The following is a 24025-nucleotide window of genomic DNA, read 5'->3' on the forward strand; positions in this document are numbered from 1 at the left end:
ATGAGCAATCAATCTGAATGGATTAGTAAAGATTTTGGGGCCTTTAAATTAAGGTTTCGGCCTTACACGCTAACTTTGCGCCATGTCTTTACAGTAGCTTCCTTTAGCCGAAGCACAACACCGGTTGTATTGACCGAATTAGAGTATGATGGCGTTATCGGTTATGGCGAAGCGAGTATGCCACCCTATCTTGGCGAGTCGCAAGATAGCGTGATTTCGTTTTTGAATCAAATTGATCTCACAGGTTTTAACTCACCTTTTCAAACCGAAGAGATTCTGCATTATATTGATCAGCTTGCTTCGAAAAACACGGCTGCAAAAGCGTCCATTGATATTGCCCTACATGATATCCTTGGTAAAATTATGAACCAGCCCTATTATAAAATCTGGGGGTTAAATCCTGACCTTATCCCACCGACGTCCTACACCATCGGAATCGATACAGAAGAAATGATCCGCCAAAAAGTTGCCGAGGCTGATCAGTTTAAAATTTTAAAGGTGAAGCTGGGGCTCGACACCGACAAAATGATTATTGATACCATCCGTCAGGTTACGGATCGACCATTATGCGCCGATGTGAACCAGGGTTGGAAAACACGTGAAGAAGCCTTGGAGATGGCGTATTGGCTTGCAGAAAGAAATGTTTCTTTCTTAGAACAGCCTATGCCTAAAGAGCAGATCGATGATAATGCTTGGTTGACAGAACATAGCCCAATTCCCACAATCGCCGACGAAGGATGCCAACGACTGGTCGATGTGCCGGGTTTAAAGGGGGTTTATTCGGGTATTAACATTAAACTGATGAAATGCACGGGCATGCGCGAAGCGAAGCGAATGGCAGAACTTGCTCGTTCTTTGGAAATGAAAGTCATGATCGGCTGTATGACAGAAACTTCTTGCGCTATCAGTGCAGCGGCACAACTTGCACCTTTAACAGATTGGGCAGATCTAGACGGTGCTTTATTAATTGCAAATGATATATACGACGGCATGACCGTGGTAAATGGCAATTGCCTTCTCCCCGACCGTCCGGGAATTGGAATTGTAAGAAAATAACCCTATATTCAGTGCAATGTTTTTTTCTTAAAGAAAAGATTGCACTGAATTGCTATCGCAAGTTTGACCAACACTCGACAGCACCAAAATATTAACAACTAAATTAATCAATTCACACTTTTATGAAACAACATGTGCTCACAACGTTGTGTCTCATAGCCTGTAGTTCGATGCAGTCTTTATATGCACAACAGATCCAAATTGCTGGTAAAATAACAGACAGCAACGGAAAACCAATTAGCGGAGTTACAATACAAGTAAAAGGCGCAAATCAGGGAACTTCAACCAACGAGAATGGCTCATTCACCTTAACTGCAAATGCTAATGCTATGCTAACGATTTCTGCTGTGGGATATAAACCACAAGAAATCCAAGTGAATGGCCGAAAAACGATCAGCATCTCCCTCTCTGGTAATGAACAAGCATTGGATGAAGTTATGGTCGTCGCTTATGGTACCGCTAAAAAAAGTACCTATACGGGTTCGGCGGCAACTGTAAAAGCCAAAGACATTGATAATGTTCCTGTCACTTCATTTGAAGGCGCTCTCAGCGGACGTGTTGCTGGACTTACTGTATCAACTCCCTCAGGCCAAGCTGGATCTACTCCAAGTATACGTATTCGGGGTATCGGTTCTATGAATGCCTCCAATGAACCATTATATGTCATCGACGGAGTTCCTGCAAACTCGGGTTCAGGCGGGCAGATGGGCGATTACATCTACACCTCCAATAATGTCATGGGCAATTTAAATCCCGATGATATCGAAACAATTACAGTACTGAAGGATGCTGCAGCATCATCTTTATATGGCTCTAGGGCAGCTAATGGTGTCATCCTAATTACGACAAAAAAAGGAAAAACAGGAAAGCCTACAGTAAATTTTAAGAGCTCACTTGGTTTTACGCCTACATGGGCAACAGACAATTACGAGACCGCGTCACCTCAAGATCAGGTCAATATGCTCTATCAGATCTTTTATGACTATCGCACCTCAAATGGAAAAACTGAAGCGGAGGCCAATACTTATGCTTTAACGCAGCTGAATAATAAATTCAATAAACACGGTTATCGTTTTGAAACCAATGGCACCGGACGATATGACAATGTGAGTATACTGGGCATGACTGACGGTATTGAAAACAGAGAGGGCAAATATTACGATTGGGATAAGGCATTGTTCCGTACCGGTATTTATCAAGACAATAATCTTTCACTTTCAGGAGGAACTGATGCCACAAAGTATTTTTCTTCTTTAGGTTATACAACAGATAAAAGCCGGATCCGAGTCAATGATTTCGAACGTATTTCAGGACGTTTGAATTTAACACAAAAAATAGTCGATAATCTCGAGTTTGGAACAAATATTAACATTGGCCACAACAAAAAAAAGGGATTTAATGACACTAGAAATACCGGATCAAATTATTTCCTTCAATCCCGAAATCTGTTATGGCCTCTATATTGGCCGACAAACTATAAAACTGGAGAGGATTGGACAGATCGTTACGGTAGCTATGCTTACAATGCGGACTATTATGACAAACAGTGGGACAACAGCTCCAAAACAAACAAATTAGGGGTTATCAGCAACTTAACCTGGAATATACTACCCAGTTTAACAGCCAAAACTGTATTCTCATATGATTACACAGACATGAAGGACTACCTATATTATAGCGCCAAGCATTTCAATGGCGTCAGTGATGGTGGGGTCGTTCACCAGTTTAACACCAATATGTTAAAACTGGTCAGCTCCAATACCGTCAATTACAACAAATCCTTCGACAAGCATAACCTGAATTTATTAGCTGGTTTTGAGGTTGAGAAGAATAAGACGGATTTCATGCGCACAACAGGAAGAGGCCTGGGATCTGCTGAGCTACCTTATATTTCGTCTGCGGGTAAATTTGAGGCCAATGCATATAGTTGGGGTTATAATCTAATGTCATATCTCGGAAGAGCCGAATACAACTATGACAACACCTATTTCTTAGCAGCGTCTTACCGCCGTGATGGTTCGTCTAAATTGGGACCTAAAAACCGATGGGGAGACTTCTGGTCTGTATCAGGTGCATATAGCTTAAAAAATCTACCTGCTTTTAAAGAAAATGATGCGATCAATACCTTACGTCTTAAAGCCTCATACGGTATTAATGGTACATTGCCCAGTGATAATTTTGGATGGAGAAGGCTTGTATCTTTCAACAACTTTAACTACAAAGGCCAGCCTGGCGGAAATCTGATATCAAATCCCGACCCGGACATCACCTGGGAAACGTCCTATACCACCAATGCGGGGCTGGAATTTGGCTTCCTAAAAAATAGGATTACGGGATCGGTAGAATATTTTAACAGAACATCCAAAAATCTGTTACAGGACGTCCCTACATCACAAACGACGGGATTTAGTACTGTATTAAGAAATGTAGGTCAGATCAACAACAAGGGATTAGAAATTGAATTGGCTGGCGATATCATTAAAAAAGAAGATTTCAGATGGAGTGCCAACGTAAACGCCGCATTTATCACCTCTAAAGTCCAAAAACTTAACGACAAACAAGATATCATCTGGTATGATCCTACAGGGTCAGTCGGAAATGACACAAAAGGGAGCGGGGACGCGAGGGCCCAATTTATCTATAGAGAAGGACAGTCCACACTAGCTTTTTATGGTTATGAATGGGCTGGTGTAGATCAAAAAAATGGAAAAAACGTTTATTATACTAACAATAACCAAACTGGTACTGATATTTTCGATTATAACGGACGCAATGCGACTTACGATTTCAATAAAGCGGACTATACAATCATTGGAAATGGTGTTCCAAAAGTCAGCGGTGGTTTAAATACAGATTTCGAATATAAAAATTTCAATTTGGGCTTCAATTTCATTTACAAAATTGGTGGAAAGCTCTACGACGGTGCATTCAAGGATGTGGCCGATGACGGTTATTATTGGGAAAGAATTCGCTCCGAGTATGCATTTGAGCACATGTGGACAGATAACAATACTGGAGGTACGCTACCAAAATTAGATGGCAATGACTTAACAGATCCTCAAAAATACAGTTCAAGACAATTGCATGATGCTTCCTTTCTGAGATTAAAGAACATCAACTTTGGTTATAGGCTACCTAAGAACTTCCTAAATAAAGTCGGATTCAGCAACGCGCGTGTCTACTTTAATGGCACGAATCTATTGACTGCATCTAAATATAAAATTGCGGATCCTGAAGTCGGTCAATATTCAACTCGCGGATGGGAAACACCAATTGGGAAAACCTACACATTTGGAATTGAACTAGGTTTTTAATGCTTAAATTTTACACAATGAAAATATTCAAAATATCCATTATAGCAGCTGCTCTATTGACGTCGTTCAGCAGCTGTAAAGATTTCCTGGATGTCGAACCTGGAAATTCAATTGACGCAAATACGGGATTCAATAGCGCAAGCGATGCCCGAAACAGAATCAATGGACTTAGCCGGCTTATCGCTTCGTCCAGCTATTACGGTCGAAATTTCGAACTCTATGGTGAAGTTAAAGGCGGCGATCTCACCGTCTATTCACAAGGAAGAGGTTTGGATCAATTGTATTCTTTCAATCAAGATGCCGAAACCAACAACTTCGGTGGCTTCTGGTCCCAAATCTATAATTGTATCGCACAGACAAATGATGTTTTGGAAAAAATAGACAAAGTTGATGCTGCTTCCAAAGCACAATATGCGAATGCACAAGGGCAATTATTGACGTTACGTGCATTGTTTTATTTTGACCTCGTCAGATTATATGGCAAATCGTATACACACGACAAAACTTCCAAAGGGGTGCCAATTGTGATCAGTTCCGCATTATACAGCAACAAACCTACCCGCGCCACTGTAGAAGAAGTCTATACACAAATCTTAAAAGACCTCAAGGCTGGCCAAGAGCTGCTAAGCGCAAATAAGAAGCCAGACAATGGTTATATCAACTATTATGCAAATTTGGCTATTCAAAGCCGTGTCTATCTGACTATGGCAGACTACGAAAATGCTTATCAGAAATCCAACGAGATCATTACCGACAATGTATACAAATTGTATGAAAATGAAAAGTGGGCAAGTTCATGGGCAAGTATGTATGGCAGTGAATCTATCTATGAACTCGGCATCAACGAAGGCGAGGCAGATCTTGGAACGGCTAGCTTAGGCTATTACCTCATGCGGAGAACGGGTGGTCAGGGCGGTATGTTTTACGCCAGTGATTATTATTTGAATCGATTAAAGGAAGATACCGGCGACGTCCGCTGGGCAATTTTAGGTCGTGATGAAAGCTCAGTTACCCGTATGGGAGCAGTATATAAAAACTTAGGCAGCGTCAACACCAACACATCGCTCCCTTTAAATTCATTGGGAGATAAAGGAAATACCAATAACACGGCAGTTAATATCAAGGTCGTTAGACTGTCGGAAATTTATCTTATTGCTGCCGAAGCTGCATTAAAAAAACCGACATCTGACCCTACAAAAGCTGCTGGATTCTTAAACGCTATCAGCAAACGTTCTCCAAATCGTGTGGCATTTACTGCTGGCTCCATTAGTGAAGATGCTATTCTAAAAGAAAAAAGTAAAGAATTGTTTGGGGAAGGACATCGTTATTGGGACATGATCCGTCTGAACAAAAAGATTACTTTCAACGACGATTTTCAGGGTTTAACAATCAAAACTCGGCCAAAAGAAATTGATCGTACGTTTGAAAAATATATATTACCGATTCCGCAATCTGAGATAAATGCCAACCCAATACTAAAAGATCAACAAAATTCGGGTTATTAATTTCAATAAACAAAAAAGGTCATTCTAGAATGACCTTTTTTGTTTATTGAAAAGCTAATAGACACAATTTTTATAATTCAGATCCTGACTAGCAACGGCAAGGTCGAGGACATAACCATTGATTATGGCGTACCTGATATCTTCGTCCGTACCAATAAAAAAATTTGCCATAGAACCGAGTTTAGGCAGTCTCTCAGACAAGAAATTTTCACTGGACACGATATTAATCGGAAAATGGTGCAATTTACCAGCAGTTTCGCCATCCTTAATATGAACCGTGGCTATTCCTTTACGCAATAGACCCTGAATAAGGTTGTGATCCAATTGGCTAATTAGAAGTGCATTATCATATTTCTTAGCGGGGATAAACTTAAGTCTCGAAACATCCAGATCTAGATATCCATAAAAATCCTGCAGATCGCCAATATCCTCGACTACCCCCACTACACAATAGTCAGATCCTATCGTCTTTTCATTTTGCCGAATGGCAATATCAACAACAATTTGGGCTCCATCCTGCTCAATGGTCAAATTTCTCAGTAACACATCATGGAGCTTTTCATCATTGAAGGGAATCGTATCGTAATCGGTAATCGAATACTGTTCAAAGGATTGGTCAGCAATCTCCTCAAATGCTTTTAACAATGCGACGAAATTACATTTTCTGACCATCATTTTTTCGCTATCACCTACATAAGCTCCTGATTCAATTAAAACAGTACGAACTCCCCATTTTTGAAAGTTATCGCCAAAGCCACGTGGTGTATGTTCATCGTCATACTTTGCGACCGCATCGGGTACAACCTCTTGAAGGATCTTATTTATTCCCACAATTACACGCATGGCATCCGCCCGAGTTGCATTGATATTCCGCGCATAATCATAAGCTGGGGCCAACAAGGAAATTGCCACTGGCGTATTTGTCCCAGGAATATTGTAGTAATTGTTTTGGTTGTGCAGGTTAAAGGCAAAATCAGGTTTTAACAACATGGCTTGCTTCTTCAATAGGGCTCCCTCTACAGTTGCAGTAGCCCGAGCGTCCCTGTTCATATCCACATCCATTGCCGTCCTACGTTGAAACCGCTCAGTACCATCTGGGTTTAGCATCGGAATAAAATATAGCGTCAATTTTGATGCTATCTCATTTCGATATGCATCAAAACCATCATCTTTCCCGCCAAAGAAATTAAACAGATCAAATAATGCCATTGTCGTTGTAGGCTCATCACCGTGCATTTGTGACCATAAAAGTATTTTGATTGGCCCTTGACCATATTGTAACCGATAGATCGAACGGCCTTCACTTGATTGACCAATTTCCGTTACAGCAAGGTGTCCAGCGCTGCTGATATTTTCCAATAACGGTAATATATCGGCATGTTTAAATCTTCTATGCATCAAAGCCCTTTCTTCATACAAAGAAAAGGCTTTGATTAAATCGTTCTTTACAAATTTCATATTAATCTCTTAATGCAGGCTCCATTAAGGCAATTGTTCCTAGAGAAGCATCCACATGAACTTTTGCACCTACGGGTAAGATAAACTGTTCGGCAATATGCCCAATGACTGCCCCTGTATAAGCCGGAATTTTCAAAGGTTTGATATAATCATTGAACAGTTGATCAAGTGTTACGGATCCATAGCCAGCAGATGGTTTGCAATTGGTGCACTTGCCAAAAATAAAGCCCTTAATTACGCCTAATATACCCGCATTTTTCAATTGACAGAACATCCGATCTACCCGTTCCATATCTTCGTCTACCTCTTCAATAAAAAGAATTTTATCTTTAAAGTCCGGCAGATAAGGTGAACCACATAATCCGGTCAATACGGTCATATTCCCACCCAACAATATTCCTTCTGCTATGCCAGGATGAATCGTTGCTATTCGGTCTTTGGTCTGTACAATGGTATCCCCCTTCAACTTGGGATTCTCAAATATCGCTGGCTGATTGGCAACAAACTGGGCTTTAAAAGCCTCTGCAAGTTTTTGGGTCCATGTACTGATACCTACTGCGCCATGAAATGTAACAAGTCCTGTTTTTGTATACAGGGCCAAAAGAAGCGCTGTTATATCTGAATAACCCAATAGAATTTTGGGGTTATCGGAAATCAGTTTATAATCTAGCCGATCCAAAAGGCGCGAAGTACCCGATCCGCCCCTGATACAGACAATCGCTTTGACAGTCTTATCTGCAAACATATCGTGTATGTCGGCAATACGCTCCTGATCGGTACCGGCCAAATTACCATAGCGGCTGCGGATATGTTTACCCTCTTTTACTTTAAAACCCTGTGTCTCGAATATTTCACGCGCAATGCTAATGGACTCTTCCTCATCCAATACACCTGCAGGTGTAATTAAACCTATGGTATCCCCCAATTTTAACCTCGTTGCAAGCAAAGCCGCTTGGCCGTACAACTCATTTTTGTCTCCGGTTGGCAATCCCATTCCCGATACAGGAATAGACAACATGCTTAAAGCAACCGATTTTAGAAAGGCTCTTTTTTCCATTGTTAAATACTATCGGTTGAACAACAGACGTTCACCAGCACCTTTCTCAATAAGTTGCCCATTGGAGAAAGCAAGTTTACCTGACACGAAAGTATGTTCAATCGTTGAGCTAAATGTGTGTCCCTCAAATGGTGACCAGCCACATTTTGACAGGATATTTGCTTTCGAAACCGTATAAGGTTTATTCAGATCGACCAACACAAGGTCGGCCCAATATCCCTCACGAATGTAACCTCTATCTTCGATTTGGAACAATGTAGCCGTATTGTGTGCAGATTTTTGCACCAATTGTTCCAGGGTCATTTTTCCCGCTTTGACCATATCCAACAAGGCTTGCAATGCATGCTGTACAAGAGGTCCTCCGCTTGGCGCTGAAGCATAGGGCTGCGATTTTTCCTCCATTGTATGCGGAGCATGATCTGTCGCTATCACATCGATATGCCCATCTAATAAAGCTTTTAGAATTTGGTCGCGATCATTGGCTGTTTTTACAGCTGGATTCCATTTGATAAAATTACCTTTTGAAGCATAATCCTGATCAGAAAACCAAAGGTGATGGATACAAGCTTCAGCCGTTATTTTTTTATCCTTTAATGGAATATCATGACTAAATAATGCAATTTCTTTGGCTGTTGATATATGAAGGATATGCAAGCGTGTATTATGCTTTTTTGCCAATTCGACAGCTTTCGACGAGGATAAATAGCAGGCTTCCTCAGAACGAATCAATGGATGCATCTCAATTTTCAATCCATCCTCACCATATTTTTCCTTAAATAGGGCCAGATTTGCCTTTATCGTCGCCTCGTCTTCACAATGCGTAGCCACCAAGGTCGGAGCATTCGCAAAGATCCCTTCCAACGCTTTTTCATTATCCACCAACATATTCCCTGTAGATGACCCCATAAAAACTTTGATACCACAGACATCCCTTGGATTAGTTTTAAGCACCTCCTCAAGATTATCATTAGCCGCCCCCATAAAGAATGAGTAATTGGCCGATGCATTTTTTGCTGCAATATCATATTTATCTTGAAGCAACTGCTGAGTCAACGTATTCGGGACAGTATTAGGCATTTCCATGAAGGAGGTTGTCCCACCAGCAACTGCGGCGCGGCTCTCATGCCATATATCCGCTTTATAAGTTAACCCGGGTTCTCTAAAATGAACCTGGTCATCGATAAGTCCCGGTAGCAAGTGTAGCCCCTCAGCATTTATCTCCTGATCAGCAGGATGATTAATTTCCTGAGCAATCATTTCGATTCGACCATTGCTGATATATACGTCAGCAACCTCAACTTTACCTTCATTGACTAGTTGTGCAGATTTTATAAGAATAGATGACATGTTGAAATTTTTACTTTGCTTTAGGTCAAAAGTAAAGATTTGTTGCGGTGATATCAAGTCATCTCGAGAAAGAGTTCCCTATAACGATGGCAATTCCTTCACTAAATCCGCTCCTTTCTCTTATGTTAAATTGGAAACATCTGCCCCAGATTTGTCCAGATTTGGCGCAAGGCGAATCGTATAGAATCTATACTGCGGAAAGTTAATCAATAAAAAAAGAGGCTTTGGCCTCTTTCTCTATTCTTTATCAAATTTGTATCCCACTCCTTTTACAGTGGTTACATAATCGTCTCCTATCTTTTCCCGCAGCTTGCGGATGTGAACGTCAATTGTACGGTTAGTCACAACAACAGAATCTTCCCAGATGCTCTTTAAGATCTGTTCACGCGTAAACACCTTATTCGGTTTTGAAGCCAACAAATATAATAGCTCAAACTCTTTCTTTGCAAGAACGATCTTTTGTTCCCCTTTGTAGACTAAGAAAGAATCTCGATCAATAACCAAATCGGCAATTTCAATTTTATCCTGAACGGCAGCATCTGACTCTTCGGAAGCATTTCTTCTTAAGATAGCATTGATGCGACTCATTAGCGCACGCGGTTTGATCGGCTTTGCAATATAGTCGTCTGCACCGACATGAAATCCTGCGATCTCCGAATACTCTTCGCTTCTAGCAGTCAAAAACACCATAAATGTACTTTTGAATTCAGGCATTGCGCGCATGATGCGACAAGCTTCAATTCCGTCCATCTTTGGCATCATCACATCCAAAATGATGAGGTCCGGATTTACTTGTTTGGCAACGTTGATTGCCTCTTCCCCATTTTGCGCTGTAGAGACCTGATAACCTTCACGATTTAAGTTGAATGCAATTAAATCCAAGATATCTTTTTCGTCATCAACAATTAAAATCTTTTGTTTCGAAGAACTCATTTGTCTTATTTTTTTTGCTAAATTATAAACAAAATGATAACAATCAGTTAATCTAATGTTACCAAATTATTAAGTAATATAATATTTAACAATAACAGATTGATTATTTAATTGTTTTCTTCAAAAATGCCTCCAGCTCCTCGCCGCGCAGGTTCTTTGCTATAATAATGCCGTTCGGATCGAGAATATAAGAGGTAGGCAAGGCTTTCACTCGGTAATCAATCACAACTGGTGAGCTCCAAGCTTTCAAATCTGATACATGTGTCCAGGTTAACTTGTCATCTTCGATAGCACGCATCCATGAGCCAGGATTATCATCAAATGAAACGGAGAGTATATCAAAGCCTTTAGCGTGGTAAGTATTGTACAACCTAACGAGATTGGGGTTCTCCTGGCGACAAGGCATACACCATGAAGCCCAGAAATCAACCAAGGTATATTTTCCTTTAAAACTCGACAATTTTACCTCTTTGTTGGAAGGCGTAAATGAAGTCAGTTCGGGAGCAGGTTGTCCAATAGCCATTTTTTTTAGCTTTTGGGTCTCCTCCTTAAACTGTGTCACATATCTGTTCTCCGTAAATTCATTTTTTATTTTCTCTGCATAGGTAATGATTTCATTTTCGGCGACTTCGGGATCTAAGGTAGAGATCGCATAAAAACCAGCAAGATCATTGTGTTTATTAGCGAAATCGACGGCTTTTTTTGTATATGTACGCAATTCCTCCGCAAACTTTGATTTATATTCAGCACGAATCTTTTCGATCTCAGCTGCTGTTGAATTGGCTGTCAGCTTAGAAAACACCGTCTGTAAGGAGTCCTGTAGATAATCGCGATAATTTCGCTCTTTGGCAAAAGGCTGTATCGTCTTTGACAATTCAGACCCATCCACTTGATAATCATTTACATCTTTATGAAGATCTGTCTTAAATGTGATCGTCTCCCCCGGAGAAGCAATCAAATCGTACCGATTTTTACCTACACGCAAGGACAACAGTCTGGATTGGCTAGCAGGTCGTACGAACTGAAATTTGTTATTATCGCCAAAAAACATTGAATCTAGCTTGGTATCACCTTCATACAATGAAATAACTTTGATATTGCCAGGATTTTCGACATTTCCAGCGATGGTAAATTGCTCTTTATTTTGGCAACCCATCATCAAACCAACGATCCCTACTGCTAAAAAAACTGCCTTTTTCATCCGTTTATTTTTATTTGTTAAGTACCTATTCCCAATTACGCAAATGGCTTTGCTCTGTTTGATTCACGCTACATGTCACAGCTTTAAGAATCGTGAAAACTATCCGATTTATTCGGATCTCCCAAGGAAGGCGCCGAATAAATCCGATGGCTTGGTATTGTATAAAATTTATTTCAAGAAATCTATTGCTCGCTCAATTGCAACCTTTAATCCGGCAGGGTTCTTACCTCCAGCTGTTGCGAAAAATGGTTGACCACCTCCGCCGCCTTGGATATCCTTAGCCAAATCACGAACAATATGACTTGCGTTCAACCCTTTTTCTTTGGCCAATTCATCTGATATGACGACGGTCAAACTCGGTTTACCTTCAAACTCAGCACCAATGACCAAAAACAAGTTGTTAACAGCTCCCTTTACCGCATACGCCAAGGTTTTCACAGCTTCGGCATTGGGCAGATCAACAATTGTGGACAAGAAGTTTATAGATCCAACTTGTTGAATCTTCGCTTCCAGATCTGACTTCAATGCCAAGGATTTTTCTGTAATACTTTTCTCGACTTCTTTCTTCAAAGCGCCATTCTCGTCGATGATTTTACCTAATGCAGAAACGAAATCCTTTGGATTATTCATAAGCTCTTTCAGGTGATGAACCAATTCGAAATGCTCACGGATAACCGAAGCTGAACGAGTTCCGGTAATTGCTTCAATACGACGTACACCGGCTGCAACAGCAGATTCAGAAACAATTTTGAAAAACCCGATTTGACCAGTTGCTTTGACATGCGTACCACCACACAATTCTTTAGAATATTGATCTTCAAAGGTGATCACACGAACAAAATCGCCATACTTTTCACCAAATAGTGCTGTTACACCAGAATCTAATGCCTGTTGATAAGGGACATTACGTTCCTCTTTCAACGGAATATTTTCACGAATTTTAGCATTGACAATATCTTCAACTTGTTTAATCTCTTCGTCAGTCATTTTCGCAAAATGAGAGATGTCAAAGCGTAAAATATCGGCGTTGACCAATGATCCCTTTTGATTCACATGGCTTCCTAGCACCTGTTTTAGCGCAGCATGTAATAAATGGGTCGCCGAGTGATTGTTTTCAGTATCGATTCTTTTGGATTTATCGACCTGAGCAACAAATGTTCCTTTCAATTCTAATGGCAATTTGTTTGTAAAATGTACAAATAGACCATTTTCCTTTTTTGTATCCGTGATATAAATCTTCTCGCCCGTTTCCTCGGAAACCAATTCTCCAGAGTCACCAACCTGGCCACCACCCTCAGCATAAAAAGGACTGACAGAAAGCACCAATTGGAATTGCTCTTTATTTTTTGCTACAACCTTACGGTATTTAATAACCTCTGTAACGGCAGTTAATGTGTCGTAGCCTACGAATTCAAATCCCTCATCATCATTTACCACAACCCAATCACCTGTATCTATAGCAGTGGCAGCACGAGAACGATCCTTTTGAATTTGAAGTGCTTGGTTGAAACCTTCCATATCAACCGTTAACCCTTTCTCCCGGGCCAATAATTCAGTTAAGTCGATCGGAAATCCGTAAGTATCATAAAGCTCGAAAGCAAAATCTCCATTAATTACGCTGTGGTCCTCTACATAATTTTCAAATCGTTGGACCCCCGTAGACAATGTTCTTAGGAAAGAAACTTCTTCCTCTAAGATTACCTTCTGTACAAAATCCTGCTGTTGAATCAGTTCGTCGAATACACCGGCAAACTGTGATGCCAAGACAGGGACGAGTTCGTTGATAAAAGGAGTCTTAAAACCTAAAAATGTATAAGCATAACGTACCGCGCGACGTAAAATACGACGGATCACATAACCAGCTTTATTGTTAGATGGCAATTGACCATCGGCAATTGCAAAACTAACCGCACGAATGTGATCAGACACTACACGCATAGCAATATCAGACTTTTCATCTATACCGTATTTTATGCCTGATTTCCCAGAAATAAAATCAATGGTAGGTGTAAATACATCCGTATCATAATTAGATGTCTTTCCCTGGATGCATCGCACCAAACGCTCAAAGCCCATTCCCGTATCAACATGTTTAGCTGGGAGCGACTGAAGTGAACCATCTTTCAAGCGATTAAACTGCATAAAAACAAGATTCCAGATCTCAATTACCTGAGGGTGGTCGGCATTGACCAAACTCTGTCCTGAAGTGTGTGTACGCTCTTCTGCACTGCGCATATCGAAATGAATTTCGGAACAAGGCCCACAAGGCCCAGTCTCTCCCATTTCCCAGAAATTATCTTTCTTGTTACCAAGGAGAATTCTATCTTCGTCAATCCATTCCTTCCAGAAATCGAAAGCTTCCATATCACGTTCTAAACCTTCTTTTGCATCCCCTTCGAAAATGGTTACATATAAACGATCTTTGTCTAACTTATATACTTCTGTCAACAGCTCCCAGGCCCAAGCAATAGCTTCTTTCTTAAAGTAATCACCAAAGCTCCAATTTCCTAACATCTCAAACAATGTATGGTGGTAGGTATCAATCCCTACTTCTTCCAAATCATTGTGTTTGCCGGAAACGCGCAAACAGCGTTGTGTATCGGCAACACGCGGAAATTTGATGGGTGCTTCACCAAGAAACAAATCTTTGAATTGATTCATCCCCGCATTGGTAAACATTAATGTAGGGTCATTTTTTACAACTACTGGTGCTGAAGGTACTATCTGATGCCCTTTACTTTTAAAAAAGTCCAAAAAGGCTTGACGAATTTCTCTACTTGTCATTTAATTATCTAAAAATATGTGCAAACTTACTCAAAATTGGTAGGTTATGCAATGTAGAATTCCATATATTGACCTTGAAACGACCGTTTTCTCTAAACGAGAAAAACTCCAATATTGACTTTTCAAACAAAAAAATCAGGAGATAACATACAGACAGTTAGAGTACAGGTATTTTATAGGTGACAAAAATCACAAACTGACATTAAATACAACATTTTAAAAGCGTTATTCGTTATTCATATTTGTCTAAAGCTCGTCAAATTCAACATGTAAAACAACAAAAACTATTTGACTTAAGGTCATCCACAATTACATTTGTTTTATTACATTTGATAGTAAAATAGGGAATCTAGTACACTTTCGCGCACATTCCCTAAAGGCAAAATAAATAAGATTAGATTTTGTAGATTAAATTCCTTCTAATGAAAAAAAACATTCTACTACCGGTAGATTTTTCGGCTCATTCTAATAATGCTGTAGATTACGCAGTGGACCTTGCCCTCGAAAAGGGGTATTCACTCCATCTTTACCACAATTATACTTCAGCTTCTGCAGTATTTGAGGAGGAAAACAGCCGTAATGAGGCTGATTCTCCAACATTCAAAGCTGATATCCTTATTAAAAATCTGGCAGAATCAATAAAATTAAAACATCCCACGCTTGAAATAACAACACAATGTGAGCGCGGTATGATTACAGAAACACTACCCGAGCTCGCCACTCCTAATCGATTTGATTTTGTCATCATGGGAACTAAAGGCATCACCAATGACGACAGCCAGCTAATTGGCAGCACAACCTATGTTATTAGCAAAAAAGCCAAAATACCTGTCTTGGCCATTCCAACTGAAGCATCCTTTACCCCTATTGACAAAGTTGGCTTACTGTCTAATTTTAAAGAAGAAGAGGTACAAACCGTACAGGATTTTGTGAACATTATCGGCAAGGATTTTGAATTAAAATTGATGCATGTTCACTACGATCATTCCTCAGAAAACAGAATCGAAGACAAGCTTGAAGTATGGAAATATAAGATCAAAAAATATATCGGTGTGACCAATATTGCTATCGAAGTCGATTCAATACAGGGTGATATTGAGGACCTCGATACCGTTCCGGAAGTCATTAATGAGATGATCCATGAGGAAAAGATCAAAATATTATTGGTGACACGATCGAGAAAATCGTTCTTTGAACGTGTCTTCACGCGTTCAGTTGCAAAAGCACTATTTAGTCATCCGTTAGTTCCAATATTTTTCACTAAAGCATAACCTTATAGCCATGTCTAAACTATTAATACCTGTAGATTATTCCGAAAACGCACGAGTTGCCGCATTTTATGCCGCTCAAATCGCAGTGACAACAAACGATGAGATTACACTCTTTCATTCGTTCACTTCACATATCAACAAATTTGCAAATGCGAAGCATTTAGTAGACCCTACCGAGGGAGAAGCCCGCCATCAGATGGAAAAACTTGTAGCTGAACTTCTACAGGATTATCCTTCGCTTAAAATTTCTACCTTATTTGCTAACGGTATTTTAGCGGAAACACTGGATAAACAAGAGATAAAAGAGGTCTATCAAACGGTGATTATGGGTACAAAAGGCGTGACTGGACTTGAATCTGTATTGATTGGAAGCAATACATATGATGTCATTAAAGAGTCGAAGATCCCTGTTTTAGCCATCCCGAAAAACGCGATAAAATTGAAAAATGATAACATTGCGTTATTGACAAATTTCAAACCCGGTGAACTTGAGGTCCTCAAACAAGCCATACCATTGTACGGAAAAAACTTCCACTTACAGCTTATCCATATCAATAAAAACGAACTAGAAATCAACATATTAGGTAAAAAACTTGAAAATTGGATTGAACAGATCATTGCTGAAACCGGTATCGAGGATATTTCCTATATTATCAAGTCGCCAAGTTATTTTGCGGGTTCCCGAGAGAATATTGCAAACGGTATTCATACCATTATCCGGGATGAAGATGTCGATGTTATTTTGATCACAAAAAGCAGGAAAACTTTTTTCCAAAACATTTTTACTGAAAATATTGTTAAGCATCTGGCTTTTGAAATTGAGGTGCCAAACTTTTTTGGACGTGTAGAGTAACCAAATAATTTTTGGCAAATTTATTGCAAGAGTGTTCAGTGAGTTAATTTAACAACAGTATTATAGTAGATAATTTTACAAACACGCATTATGAAAATTAGCCTTAAAAAATCAGGATTACTTGTTGCGGCAGGAATTCTATCAACCGCATCCTTTGCACAAAGCACAAAAGAAGCATCAATCGAAGGCACAACTCCGTTAGGCTCGGCAACACAATATAGAACTTGGTCTATCGGTGTAGGAGCCGGTGTAACAAGCTTGCAGAATATCGCTAAGTTTAACAATGGTGGTTATGATAAACTGGATTGGAATTTAGGATATAGTGCTTATATCAAGAAACAAATCTCGCCATCTTTCGGATTGAAGGCTACATATTTTGGTGGAAAGACAGCTGGATATGATAACGGTGACAAGCAAACTGGCTTTGAAACCAAAACACCGTGGTCTGTTGCGCTATCGGGTGAGTTCCTGGCAGCTAATACCAACTGGAGATTCTTCAATAGTTTTATTAAGCCTTATGCATCGATTGGTGTCGGGGTAATGAATGCTGAAACTGCAGCGATCGCTGGGGGAAACAGAGGCGAATACGGGGATTCTTATTCTAAAATCTTTGTACCAGCAGATTTTGGTTTAAAATTCGCTGTTGCCAAAGGTATCAACTTTGAATTGGGATACCAATTGAATTGGGCTAACCAACGATTTGACAATCGCTACAATACAACACCACCACAACAATATAAAAATGACTTATTCACCTACGCGCATGCCGGGCTAGAGTTTGCATTGGGCAACAGTAGCAAACCTGCATTGAATAATTCAAATCCTGTCGCAACCCTTGTGAATGATTACACGGTTAAATACGATGATTTGAAAGCTCAAAACGATGCATTGAATGCTAAAAATCAAGCGTTGCAAGGTCAATTGGATGGCTTAAACAATGATCTAAAAGATGACGACGGCGACGGTGTTGCCAACAAATATGATAAATGTCCGGGCACACCTTCAGGTGTTCAGGTTGATGGATCAGGATGTCCAATTGTTGTGAAAAACGAGACCAAAGTCGTAGAAAAAGTCGTGGTTACTGAAGCAGACAGAAAAGTTGTTGCTGAAGCAATTAAGAATTTGGAATTCGATTTAGGTAAAGCAACTATTCGCTCTACTTCGTTTGCAACATTGAATAAAGTTGCTGCATTATTGATTGAGAAGAATTTCAGTTTGAAACTTGCAGGTCACACCGACAATACAGGCTCACGTGAGTTAAATATGCGTCTATCAAAAGAGCGTGCAGAGTCAGTAAAAGCATATTTGGTATCTCAGGGTGCTAACGCGTCGCGTATCGAGGCAACTGGATATGGTCCAGACCAACCAATTGCATCCAATAAAAATGCAGCTGGTCGTCAACAAAATCGTCGCGTTGAATTTACACTTTATTAATAACTAACAAATTACACTAATAAAAAGGTGTTTTTAAACAGAAACACCTTTTTATTTACCAAATGTCATATTTCAACTACAAACCTATAGCGAATTTAATTTTTAACTTATTACTTTTGCATCGGTTTATACAAACGCAAATTATATGAAACTAAAATTACAATTAGCACTTGCTTTAGCATCTGCGGGTTTATTTGCCAATTCTGCAATTGCTCAAAATGCGAAGGTATCATCCATTGAAGGAACTACACCATTTGGCCCTGTTACACAATACAGAACATGGTCTATCGGAATCGGTGCGGGGGTGACTAACCAAACTAATATTGCTGGTTTTAACCGTGCAGATTATGAGGATTTGGCTTGGAACCTGGGTTACAGTGCCTATATCAAGAAACAAATCTCTCCTTCTTTTGGCATTAAAGCGAGCTACTTTGGCGGTAAAACAGGTGGCGCATTTAAAGATGGTACACAATCTTTTGAAGCGAAAACACCTTGGTCAGCTGCATTGTCTGGGGAGTTCCAAGCGGCGAATACCAATTGGAGATTCTTTAACAGTTTTATCAAACCTTATGCGTCAATTGGTGTTGGTGTCATGAATAGCAAAACAACGTTGACGACAGGTTCTACTTCTCAAGAAGCTGACGGTATTTCTAAGATATATGTACCATTGGATATGGGACTTAAATTTGCTGTTGCCAAAGGAATCAACTTTGAGCTTGGATACCAATTAAACTGGGTTAACCAAAACTTCGATGGTATTCGAGGCGGCCAATATAAAAACGATCTATTTACTTACATTCATGGTGGCTTAGAGTTTGCATTGGGCAGCAGCAGCAAACCTGCATTGAACAATTCAAACCCTGTCGCTACTTTAGTGAATGACTATACGGTAAAATATGATGATCTTAAGGCGCAAAATGATGCTTTAAATGCTAAAAACCAAGCGCTACAAAATCAATTGGATGGTCTAAACAGTGACTTGAAAGATGATGATGGCGATGGTGTAGCGAACAAGTATGACAAATGCCCAGGCACACCTTCAGGTGTACAAGTAGACGGTGCAGGTTGTCCAATCGTTGTGAAAAACGAAACTAGAGTGGTTGAAAAGGTTGTTGTGACAGAAGCTGACCGAAAAGTCGTTGCAGATGCCATTAAAAACTTGGAATTCGATTTAGGAAAAGCAACAATACGTCCTACGTCATACGCGACATTGAATAAAGTTGCTGAACTGTTAATCGAGAAAAACTTCAGCTTAAAACTAGCTGGTCACACCGATAATACAGGTTCCCGTGAATTGAACATGCGTTTATCAAAAGAACGCGCTGAATCGGTGAAAGCGTATCTTGTATCACAAGGTGCTAATGCATCACGTATTGAAGCTACGGGATATGGTCCTGACCAACCTATCGCATCAAACAAAACCGCTGATGGTCGTCAACAAAACCGTCGCGTAGAGTTCACGCTTTATTAATCGATATTCTTTGATTTATACAAGCCAAAGGCATCACTTCACGGTGATGCCTTTTTTAAATTCTACCCTGTATAAAACTCTCATTCTTTGACACGGTATAAGCAATAAAAGCCCCCTATTTAAAGCAATTAAACATTTGAACAACAAAAAGATAACACAAGTATCACCAACATAATACCTATTTTTATTTTAGTAAAATTTTAAAAATGCGTAAATCAAAAATTATTGTTTTAGCTTTTTTTTCATCGTTTCTGTTCTCATGCGAGAAAGATCCTCCACTTAACGAACCAGGCTCAAATGCAACCATTAACCGATGGACATTGGACCAGATGAAGCACTATTACTACTGGAACGATAAAATTGGATCAACTGAGGGCTACCAACAAAAGCCGGATTTGTTTTTCAAAAGCATCTTATACCCTGAAGATCATTTTTCAACCATCTTACAAACCCTAAATAGTGATACCTATGGAAATACGCTAACAAATACTTTTGGCTTCGATATGGTTCAATTACACAATCAGTCGGGATCTATTCAATTAGTAACCCAAGTAGTTCCTTTTAGTGAGGCAGACTTAGCAGGACTTCAAAGAGGAGACAGTCTAACCCATATGAATTCGACATTAATGGATCAGATGAACTTCCAATTACTATTAAACAAATCATTACGTTTACCAACGATCCAAGTAAAACGACTTGACGGTAAAGTATTCAACCTTCCATCGTCGTACATCTCACAGCCGGTTGTCTATACATCAAAAGTCATTTCATCTTCTCCCAACGTCGGTTACATTTTTATAAGCCAATTTGATTTCAGCGGAGCCTATTCCTTATTAGAAGTAATAAAAGATTTTAAATCAAAACATGTAACGGAATTGATTGTCGATCTTCGATATAATCCAGGTGGTCAAGTCGCCTTTGCCGCATTCTGTGCATTATTAATGGCGGATATTAAAGAAAACGATATTTTTGCCAAATATCGAGGCAACAAAAATCTTAAACCTATTGAAGAAACGTTTGAAGCAACGCTACAGAGACAGCCAGATGGCTATTCCTTTATCGCTAGCGAAGTACTAAAACAAGGTTTACAACTAAAAAGAATCTTTATCCTGACCGGACCGAACACGGCTTCCGCATCCGAAATGATGATTAATGGATTAAATCCATACCTAAAAATTGTTCAGGTTGGTGCCAGAACCTATGGTAAAGATATGGCTTCAACAACCATTTCCACTCCCGAAGAGATCCACGGTAATGAGCGTTCATGGCATTTGATCCCTATGATCTATAAAATCTACAATACTATAGGGCAAGGAGATTATGGCAATGGAATTACTCCGCAGAAGGTGACGGATGAGTTTGCCTATTTACCTTTAACTCCAATAGGTGACCGTAGAGATCCGTTAATACAGGAAGCCTTGAAAATAATCAATACTAAAAGCGCGCGCACCAAAAGCACTGCTCTTACATATGAAAAAATGAATGCCTTAAGTCCAAAATATATAGGCAGCAGCTATCAGACAATACCTATTGAAGTAAGTATACAGGATAAGTCAAAAAAATAGTTTCATCAATGCGCACAGGAGTTTAACGAATTAATCACCATCCGAAGATCAGCCCCTGTTTGCCCATTTTTGGCTAATTTGCGAAGAGAAGGAGACAAGATTTTCGAACGAATGGTCCGTTCCTTCGATTCATATTCCTGCACGATGCCTTTCAGCTGCTGCAACAGTTCCAAATATTGCCGATAAAGTTCATTCAGCTCCGCCATTTCATTCCGTAAGGCGAGCGGCGCAGCGGCGTCAATGGACTGATCTACACCTCCCTGAATTTTCAGGGAGACAGCAAATAAATTACGATGTTTTATAGCATTGATGCCTTTCATAGTGACTCTTCTTTTGAATTAATGGCTTACCATTTATGGAAGTATTGACGGGTGTCTGTGTTTGTTTTGTAATGAGTTTTATTTCTGTAACCAGATATTATCCAAACCATAGCCTATACCTCCAATTTCTGAGAATGCATCAACATCAAAAAATGCATCGGGTTCTTTTTGAATGAGATACACAATACCAATGTCTACCGAAAAATTAAAAAACAAAAAGACTTTTTGTCCATCTATAAGGATCGGTTTTAAATCCTTATCCAATACTTGCGCCTTTGGCACAAAAGTAGCATCAATCGGTATTTTGATAAATTCTTCGGGAATTTTATCTGATATCAAGTCGGTAATCAGGATTGGATTTTCGTCATACTTGACCATATCCATTCCCCAACTTTCATCATAGACAGGCTTACCTTGATAAACTGCCAATCGAATTGGCTCACCATTAGGTGAAATTGTTTTATTATAATTTAAGATCTTTACTTGTCTCACACCCGGAATCGATTCGACATTATCTCCTAATGGATTTGGCCCGACAACGAGTGACGGATCAATGGGACTTTTACTATGTACACCAAAGGTATTCAATCCCGATTTGAGAGGAAGCCGTTGCTCTAGGATGACCTGATCATTGTTATTATATGCAACGACCGATGAAGAATCGGCATCTTTATTTCGGATAAAAATAAAATTAGCATCGCTTGGATTAGCAACTTTTCCATCTATCGTTACTCTTTTTACATCCACTGACGTCGTGCTATAGGATCTAAAAGCAATCCGGGCCAGTTCTTCAGTTTCTACAATAAGTTCACCTTTTTGACAGGAAGGCAATATCGATCCAATCCAAAGAGCTATCAAACAGCAAAATAAATTTTTAATCATATATAAAGGATAAAGAAGTGAGCCATTGTATGGCTCACTCAATTAAATAATCAATATTAATAAGTTTTTGGAGCAAATTGAGTCCAGTTCGCAGTCCAAGGAGCAGTTGTCGGATGGAATGCACCTTTATAAGTAGTACTTCCATCACCATATGCAGGAGAAGTTGACAATGGTCTTAAAAAAGCAGGATTAAACGTAGATGTTGTTGGATAAAAAATATTTCCAGCTCCTGCTAAATTCAAATATGTCGTTGCATCTGTTGACACATTTGTTTGGTTTCCTGTTGGTGTAGCACCACTGAATGCCGCAGTATAAGCATGTACAACATTCCCTGTAAAAGTACCTGTTGCACCATCCTGAAATGCAGCACCTGTTCCATAACCAGCGATAATCGAATTTTGAATATCGTACTGTGAAGCTCTTCTCCAACGGTTACCAAATTTCAGTTTTGTAGCAGCTACAGTAGCATCCTTAATTCCCAAGAATGTAAAATTTTTCAATACTGGGCGAGTCTTAGGTGTCGCTGCATATGGCGCTGTACCTTCGTTATCCGACTCCAAACCGTTTGAATCCGAGCTACCACTTGATGTGCTATTGGTTGAATTAGGATCCTTTAATGATAAGGCATACTGAATTGTTCCGGTGTATCCATGATCGAAATCAAAGTCATCATCGTCATTCGACAAGGCTACCAGGTATTTCGCATTTACAGTACCCCCAAAAAACTCAAACGCATCATCTTTACCCCAAGATACCTGAATATTTTCCAAGGTAGTACCAGTACCCACACCGCCCAAGGTTAGTCCGTTAATCTCATTATCAGCAGTTAAGTTATAACCAGCAAATTCAATACGCACATATTTCAATGAACCTGAATTATCCGCAGCATTTGTACCACCATAAGTAACATCTACACCCACAGGTTGAGGAATTCCTTCGATTCTCCGTGTGGCAGCTTGATTGGTAGTTGCGCTACCCAGCAATACGACCCCTCCGAAATCACCAGGGTTACGAGATCCTGCCGCATTTGGAGAAGTGAATACGATTGGTGCGGACGCAGTACCGTTAGCGATCAATTTCGCTGTTTTAGGAACAACCAAAACGCCTTTGATATTTTGTGTTATTCCGGTGATTTGGTCATTATATGCTTTAGTTAAACCAGAAGTAATATAAGTACCAGCTTGAATCGTCAATGTCGCACCGGGTTTTACAAAAGCAACTCCGTCAATTTTCCATACGGTATCTGCAGAAAGCGTAGTTTTAGTAATAATACCGGCAGCATCAGTTGGGATCGTTGCCTGAGGTTTGTTTGGCAAACCAGCATTCAAATCTGAATTAGGTCCTACGTTGTCTTTGTTACAAGAAGCCAATGCGATTGCGCATACGCTCGCTACTGTTAAGATTTTTTTCATTTTGTGTTAAATAATTACTAGTTTTGCCATCACAAGATCATTTTTTAGACTATGCATCCCTGTGGGATAGCATTTCATAAGGTTGCATAGTTGTTTTCAATCACCCTTTTTCTGTATTTTTCTATTTTATCTCCTGTTGTGCGACTTGGACAAACCCGGAAC

The 24025-nt window shown here is 39.7% G+C and carries 17 protein-coding genes; 8 read left to right on the plus strand and 9 right to left on the minus strand.

Annotated elements, in window-relative coordinates; genetic code table 11:
- From B3600_RS10335 to B3600_RS10345, 3 genes are all read left to right on the plus strand, one after another.
- Entirely contained in the window at positions 1–1056 is a 1056-nt protein-coding gene (locus B3600_RS10335) for a dipeptide epimerase (RefSeq protein WP_112374223.1), read from the plus strand.
- Positions 1057–1178: 122 nt separating this feature from the next.
- Positions 1179–4370 carry a SusC/RagA family TonB-linked outer membrane protein gene (locus B3600_RS10340; RefSeq protein ID WP_286752873.1) on the plus strand — a complete coding sequence of 1064 codons (3192 nt, stop codon included), beginning with the start codon at positions 1179–1181 and terminating at the stop codon, positions 4368–4370.
- A gap of 17 nt (positions 4371–4387) precedes the next feature.
- Entirely contained in the window at positions 4388–5875 is a 1488-nt protein-coding gene (locus B3600_RS10345; protein ID WP_286752874.1) for a RagB/SusD family nutrient uptake outer membrane protein, read from the plus strand.
- 54 nt (positions 5876–5929) lie between these two features.
- Here B3600_RS10345 and B3600_RS10350 read toward each other — a convergent pair whose 3' ends face one another.
- The 6 genes from B3600_RS10350 to alaS form a co-directional block, all read right to left on the minus strand.
- Positions 5930–7333: a M14 family zinc carboxypeptidase gene (locus B3600_RS10350; RefSeq protein WP_286752875.1), complete on the minus strand. Its 1404-nt coding sequence runs from the start codon at positions 7331–7333 to the stop codon at positions 5930–5932.
- Between the two features lies 1 nt (position 7334).
- Positions 7335–8390 carry a S66 peptidase family protein gene (locus B3600_RS10355; protein ID WP_286752876.1) on the minus strand — a complete coding sequence of 352 codons (1056 nt, stop codon included), beginning with the start codon at positions 8388–8390 and terminating at the stop codon, positions 7335–7337.
- Between the two features lie 9 nt (positions 8391–8399).
- On the minus strand, positions 8400–9737 hold the full coding sequence (locus B3600_RS10360; RefSeq protein ID WP_286752877.1) for a dihydroorotase: 1338 nt from the start codon (positions 9735–9737) through the stop codon (positions 8400–8402).
- 237 nt (positions 9738–9974) lie between these two features.
- Positions 9975–10670 carry a response regulator transcription factor gene (locus B3600_RS10365; protein WP_046672195.1) on the minus strand — a complete coding sequence of 232 codons (696 nt, stop codon included), beginning with the start codon at positions 10668–10670 and terminating at the stop codon, positions 9975–9977.
- 103 nt (positions 10671–10773) lie between these two features.
- Positions 10774–11871 carry a TlpA family protein disulfide reductase gene (locus B3600_RS10370; protein ID WP_070567241.1) on the minus strand — a complete coding sequence of 366 codons (1098 nt, stop codon included), beginning with the start codon at positions 11869–11871 and terminating at the stop codon, positions 10774–10776.
- A gap of 168 nt (positions 11872–12039) precedes the next feature.
- Positions 12040–14655, minus strand: a complete 2616-nt coding sequence (gene alaS, locus B3600_RS10375; protein WP_286752878.1) for an alanine--tRNA ligase — start codon at positions 14653–14655, stop codon at positions 12040–12042.
- A 422-nt stretch (positions 14656–15077) separates the two neighbouring features.
- On the opposite strand from alaS, the gene B3600_RS10380 reads away from it, so the two are divergent.
- The 5 genes from B3600_RS10380 to B3600_RS10400 all read left to right on the plus strand — a co-directional run bounded on the left by B3600_RS10380 (position 15078) and on the right by B3600_RS10400 (position 21249).
- A complete protein-coding gene (locus tag B3600_RS10380) occupies positions 15078–15926 on the plus strand; it encodes a universal stress protein (protein ID WP_070567245.1) in 849 nt (282 codons plus the stop codon).
- Between the two features lie 10 nt (positions 15927–15936).
- Positions 15937–16779 (plus strand): universal stress protein, encoded by an 843-nt coding sequence (locus B3600_RS10385; protein ID WP_286752879.1) that lies wholly within the window; start codon positions 15937–15939, stop codon positions 16777–16779.
- A gap of 90 nt (positions 16780–16869) precedes the next feature.
- Positions 16870–18213 carry an OmpA family protein gene (locus B3600_RS10390; RefSeq protein ID WP_286752880.1) on the plus strand — a complete coding sequence of 448 codons (1344 nt, stop codon included), beginning with the start codon at positions 16870–16872 and terminating at the stop codon, positions 18211–18213.
- Between the two features lie 145 nt (positions 18214–18358).
- Entirely contained in the window at positions 18359–19684 is a 1326-nt protein-coding gene (locus tag B3600_RS10395; protein WP_286752881.1) for an OmpA family protein, read from the plus strand.
- 206 nt (positions 19685–19890) lie between these two features.
- Positions 19891–21249 carry a S41 family peptidase gene (locus B3600_RS10400; RefSeq protein WP_286752882.1) on the plus strand — a complete coding sequence of 453 codons (1359 nt, stop codon included), beginning with the start codon at positions 19891–19893 and terminating at the stop codon, positions 21247–21249.
- 5 nt (positions 21250–21254) lie between these two features.
- On the opposite strand, the gene B3600_RS10405 is transcribed toward B3600_RS10400, so the two are convergent.
- The 3 genes from B3600_RS10405 to B3600_RS10415 form a co-directional block, all read right to left on the minus strand.
- Positions 21255–21569, minus strand: coding sequence for a hypothetical protein (locus B3600_RS10405; protein WP_286752883.1), 315 nt, complete (start codon positions 21567–21569; stop codon positions 21255–21257).
- A gap of 78 nt (positions 21570–21647) precedes the next feature.
- Entirely contained in the window at positions 21648–22451 is an 804-nt protein-coding gene (locus tag B3600_RS10410) for a hypothetical protein (RefSeq protein WP_286752884.1), read from the minus strand.
- A 56-nt stretch (positions 22452–22507) separates the two neighbouring features.
- Complete coding sequence (locus B3600_RS10415; RefSeq protein WP_286752885.1) at positions 22508–23863, minus strand: hypothetical protein; 1356 nt, start codon at positions 23861–23863, stop codon at positions 22508–22510.
- Between the last annotated feature and the right edge of the window lie 162 nt (positions 23864–24025).

Origin of the sequence: Sphingobacterium sp. UBA2480 (assembly GCF_002341965.1) — a bacterium.
Classification (GTDB): Bacteria; Bacteroidota; Bacteroidia; order Sphingobacteriales; family Sphingobacteriaceae; genus Sphingobacterium; species Sphingobacterium multivorum.

What these genes read in the sequence shown, in the direction of transcription:
- B3600_RS10335 (WP_112374223.1), top strand. Translation starts at nt 1, where the DNA reads ATGAGCAATCAATCTGAATGGATTAGTAAAGATTTTGGGGCCTTTAAA.
- B3600_RS10340 (WP_286752873.1), top strand. Translation starts at nt 1,179, where the DNA reads ATGAAACAACATGTGCTCACAACGTTGTGTCTCATAGCCTGTAGTTCG.
- B3600_RS10345 (WP_286752874.1), top strand. Translation starts at nt 4,388, where the DNA reads ATGAAAATATTCAAAATATCCATTATAGCAGCTGCTCTATTGACGTCG.
- B3600_RS10350 (WP_286752875.1), bottom strand. Translation starts at nt 7,333, where the DNA reads ATGAAATTTGTAAAGAACGATTTAATCAAAGCCTTTTCTTTGTATGAA.
- B3600_RS10355 (WP_286752876.1), bottom strand. Translation starts at nt 8,390, where the DNA reads ATGGAAAAAAGAGCCTTTCTAAAATCGGTTGCTTTAAGCATGTTGTCT.
- B3600_RS10360 (WP_286752877.1), bottom strand. Translation starts at nt 9,737, where the DNA reads ATGTCATCTATTCTTATAAAATCTGCACAACTAGTCAATGAAGGTAAA.
- B3600_RS10365 (WP_046672195.1), bottom strand. Translation starts at nt 10,670, where the DNA reads ATGAGTTCTTCGAAACAAAAGATTTTAATTGTTGATGACGAAAAAGAT.
- B3600_RS10370 (WP_070567241.1), bottom strand. Translation starts at nt 11,871, where the DNA reads ATGAAAAAGGCAGTTTTTTTAGCAGTAGGGATCGTTGGTTTGATGATG.
- alaS (WP_286752878.1), bottom strand. Translation starts at nt 14,655, where the DNA reads ATGACAAGTAGAGAAATTCGTCAAGCCTTTTTGGACTTTTTTAAAAGT.
- B3600_RS10380 (WP_070567245.1), top strand. Translation starts at nt 15,078, where the DNA reads ATGAAAAAAAACATTCTACTACCGGTAGATTTTTCGGCTCATTCTAAT.
- B3600_RS10385 (WP_286752879.1), top strand. Translation starts at nt 15,937, where the DNA reads ATGTCTAAACTATTAATACCTGTAGATTATTCCGAAAACGCACGAGTT.
- B3600_RS10390 (WP_286752880.1), top strand. Translation starts at nt 16,870, where the DNA reads ATGAAAATTAGCCTTAAAAAATCAGGATTACTTGTTGCGGCAGGAATT.
- B3600_RS10395 (WP_286752881.1), top strand. Translation starts at nt 18,359, where the DNA reads ATGAAACTAAAATTACAATTAGCACTTGCTTTAGCATCTGCGGGTTTA.
- B3600_RS10400 (WP_286752882.1), top strand. Translation starts at nt 19,891, where the DNA reads ATGCGTAAATCAAAAATTATTGTTTTAGCTTTTTTTTCATCGTTTCTG.
- B3600_RS10405 (WP_286752883.1), bottom strand. Translation starts at nt 21,569, where the DNA reads ATGAAAGGCATCAATGCTATAAAACATCGTAATTTATTTGCTGTCTCC.
- B3600_RS10410 (WP_286752884.1), bottom strand. Translation starts at nt 22,451, where the DNA reads ATGATTAAAAATTTATTTTGCTGTTTGATAGCTCTTTGGATTGGATCG.
- B3600_RS10415 (WP_286752885.1), bottom strand. Translation starts at nt 23,863, where the DNA reads ATGAAAAAAATCTTAACAGTAGCGAGCGTATGCGCAATCGCATTGGCT.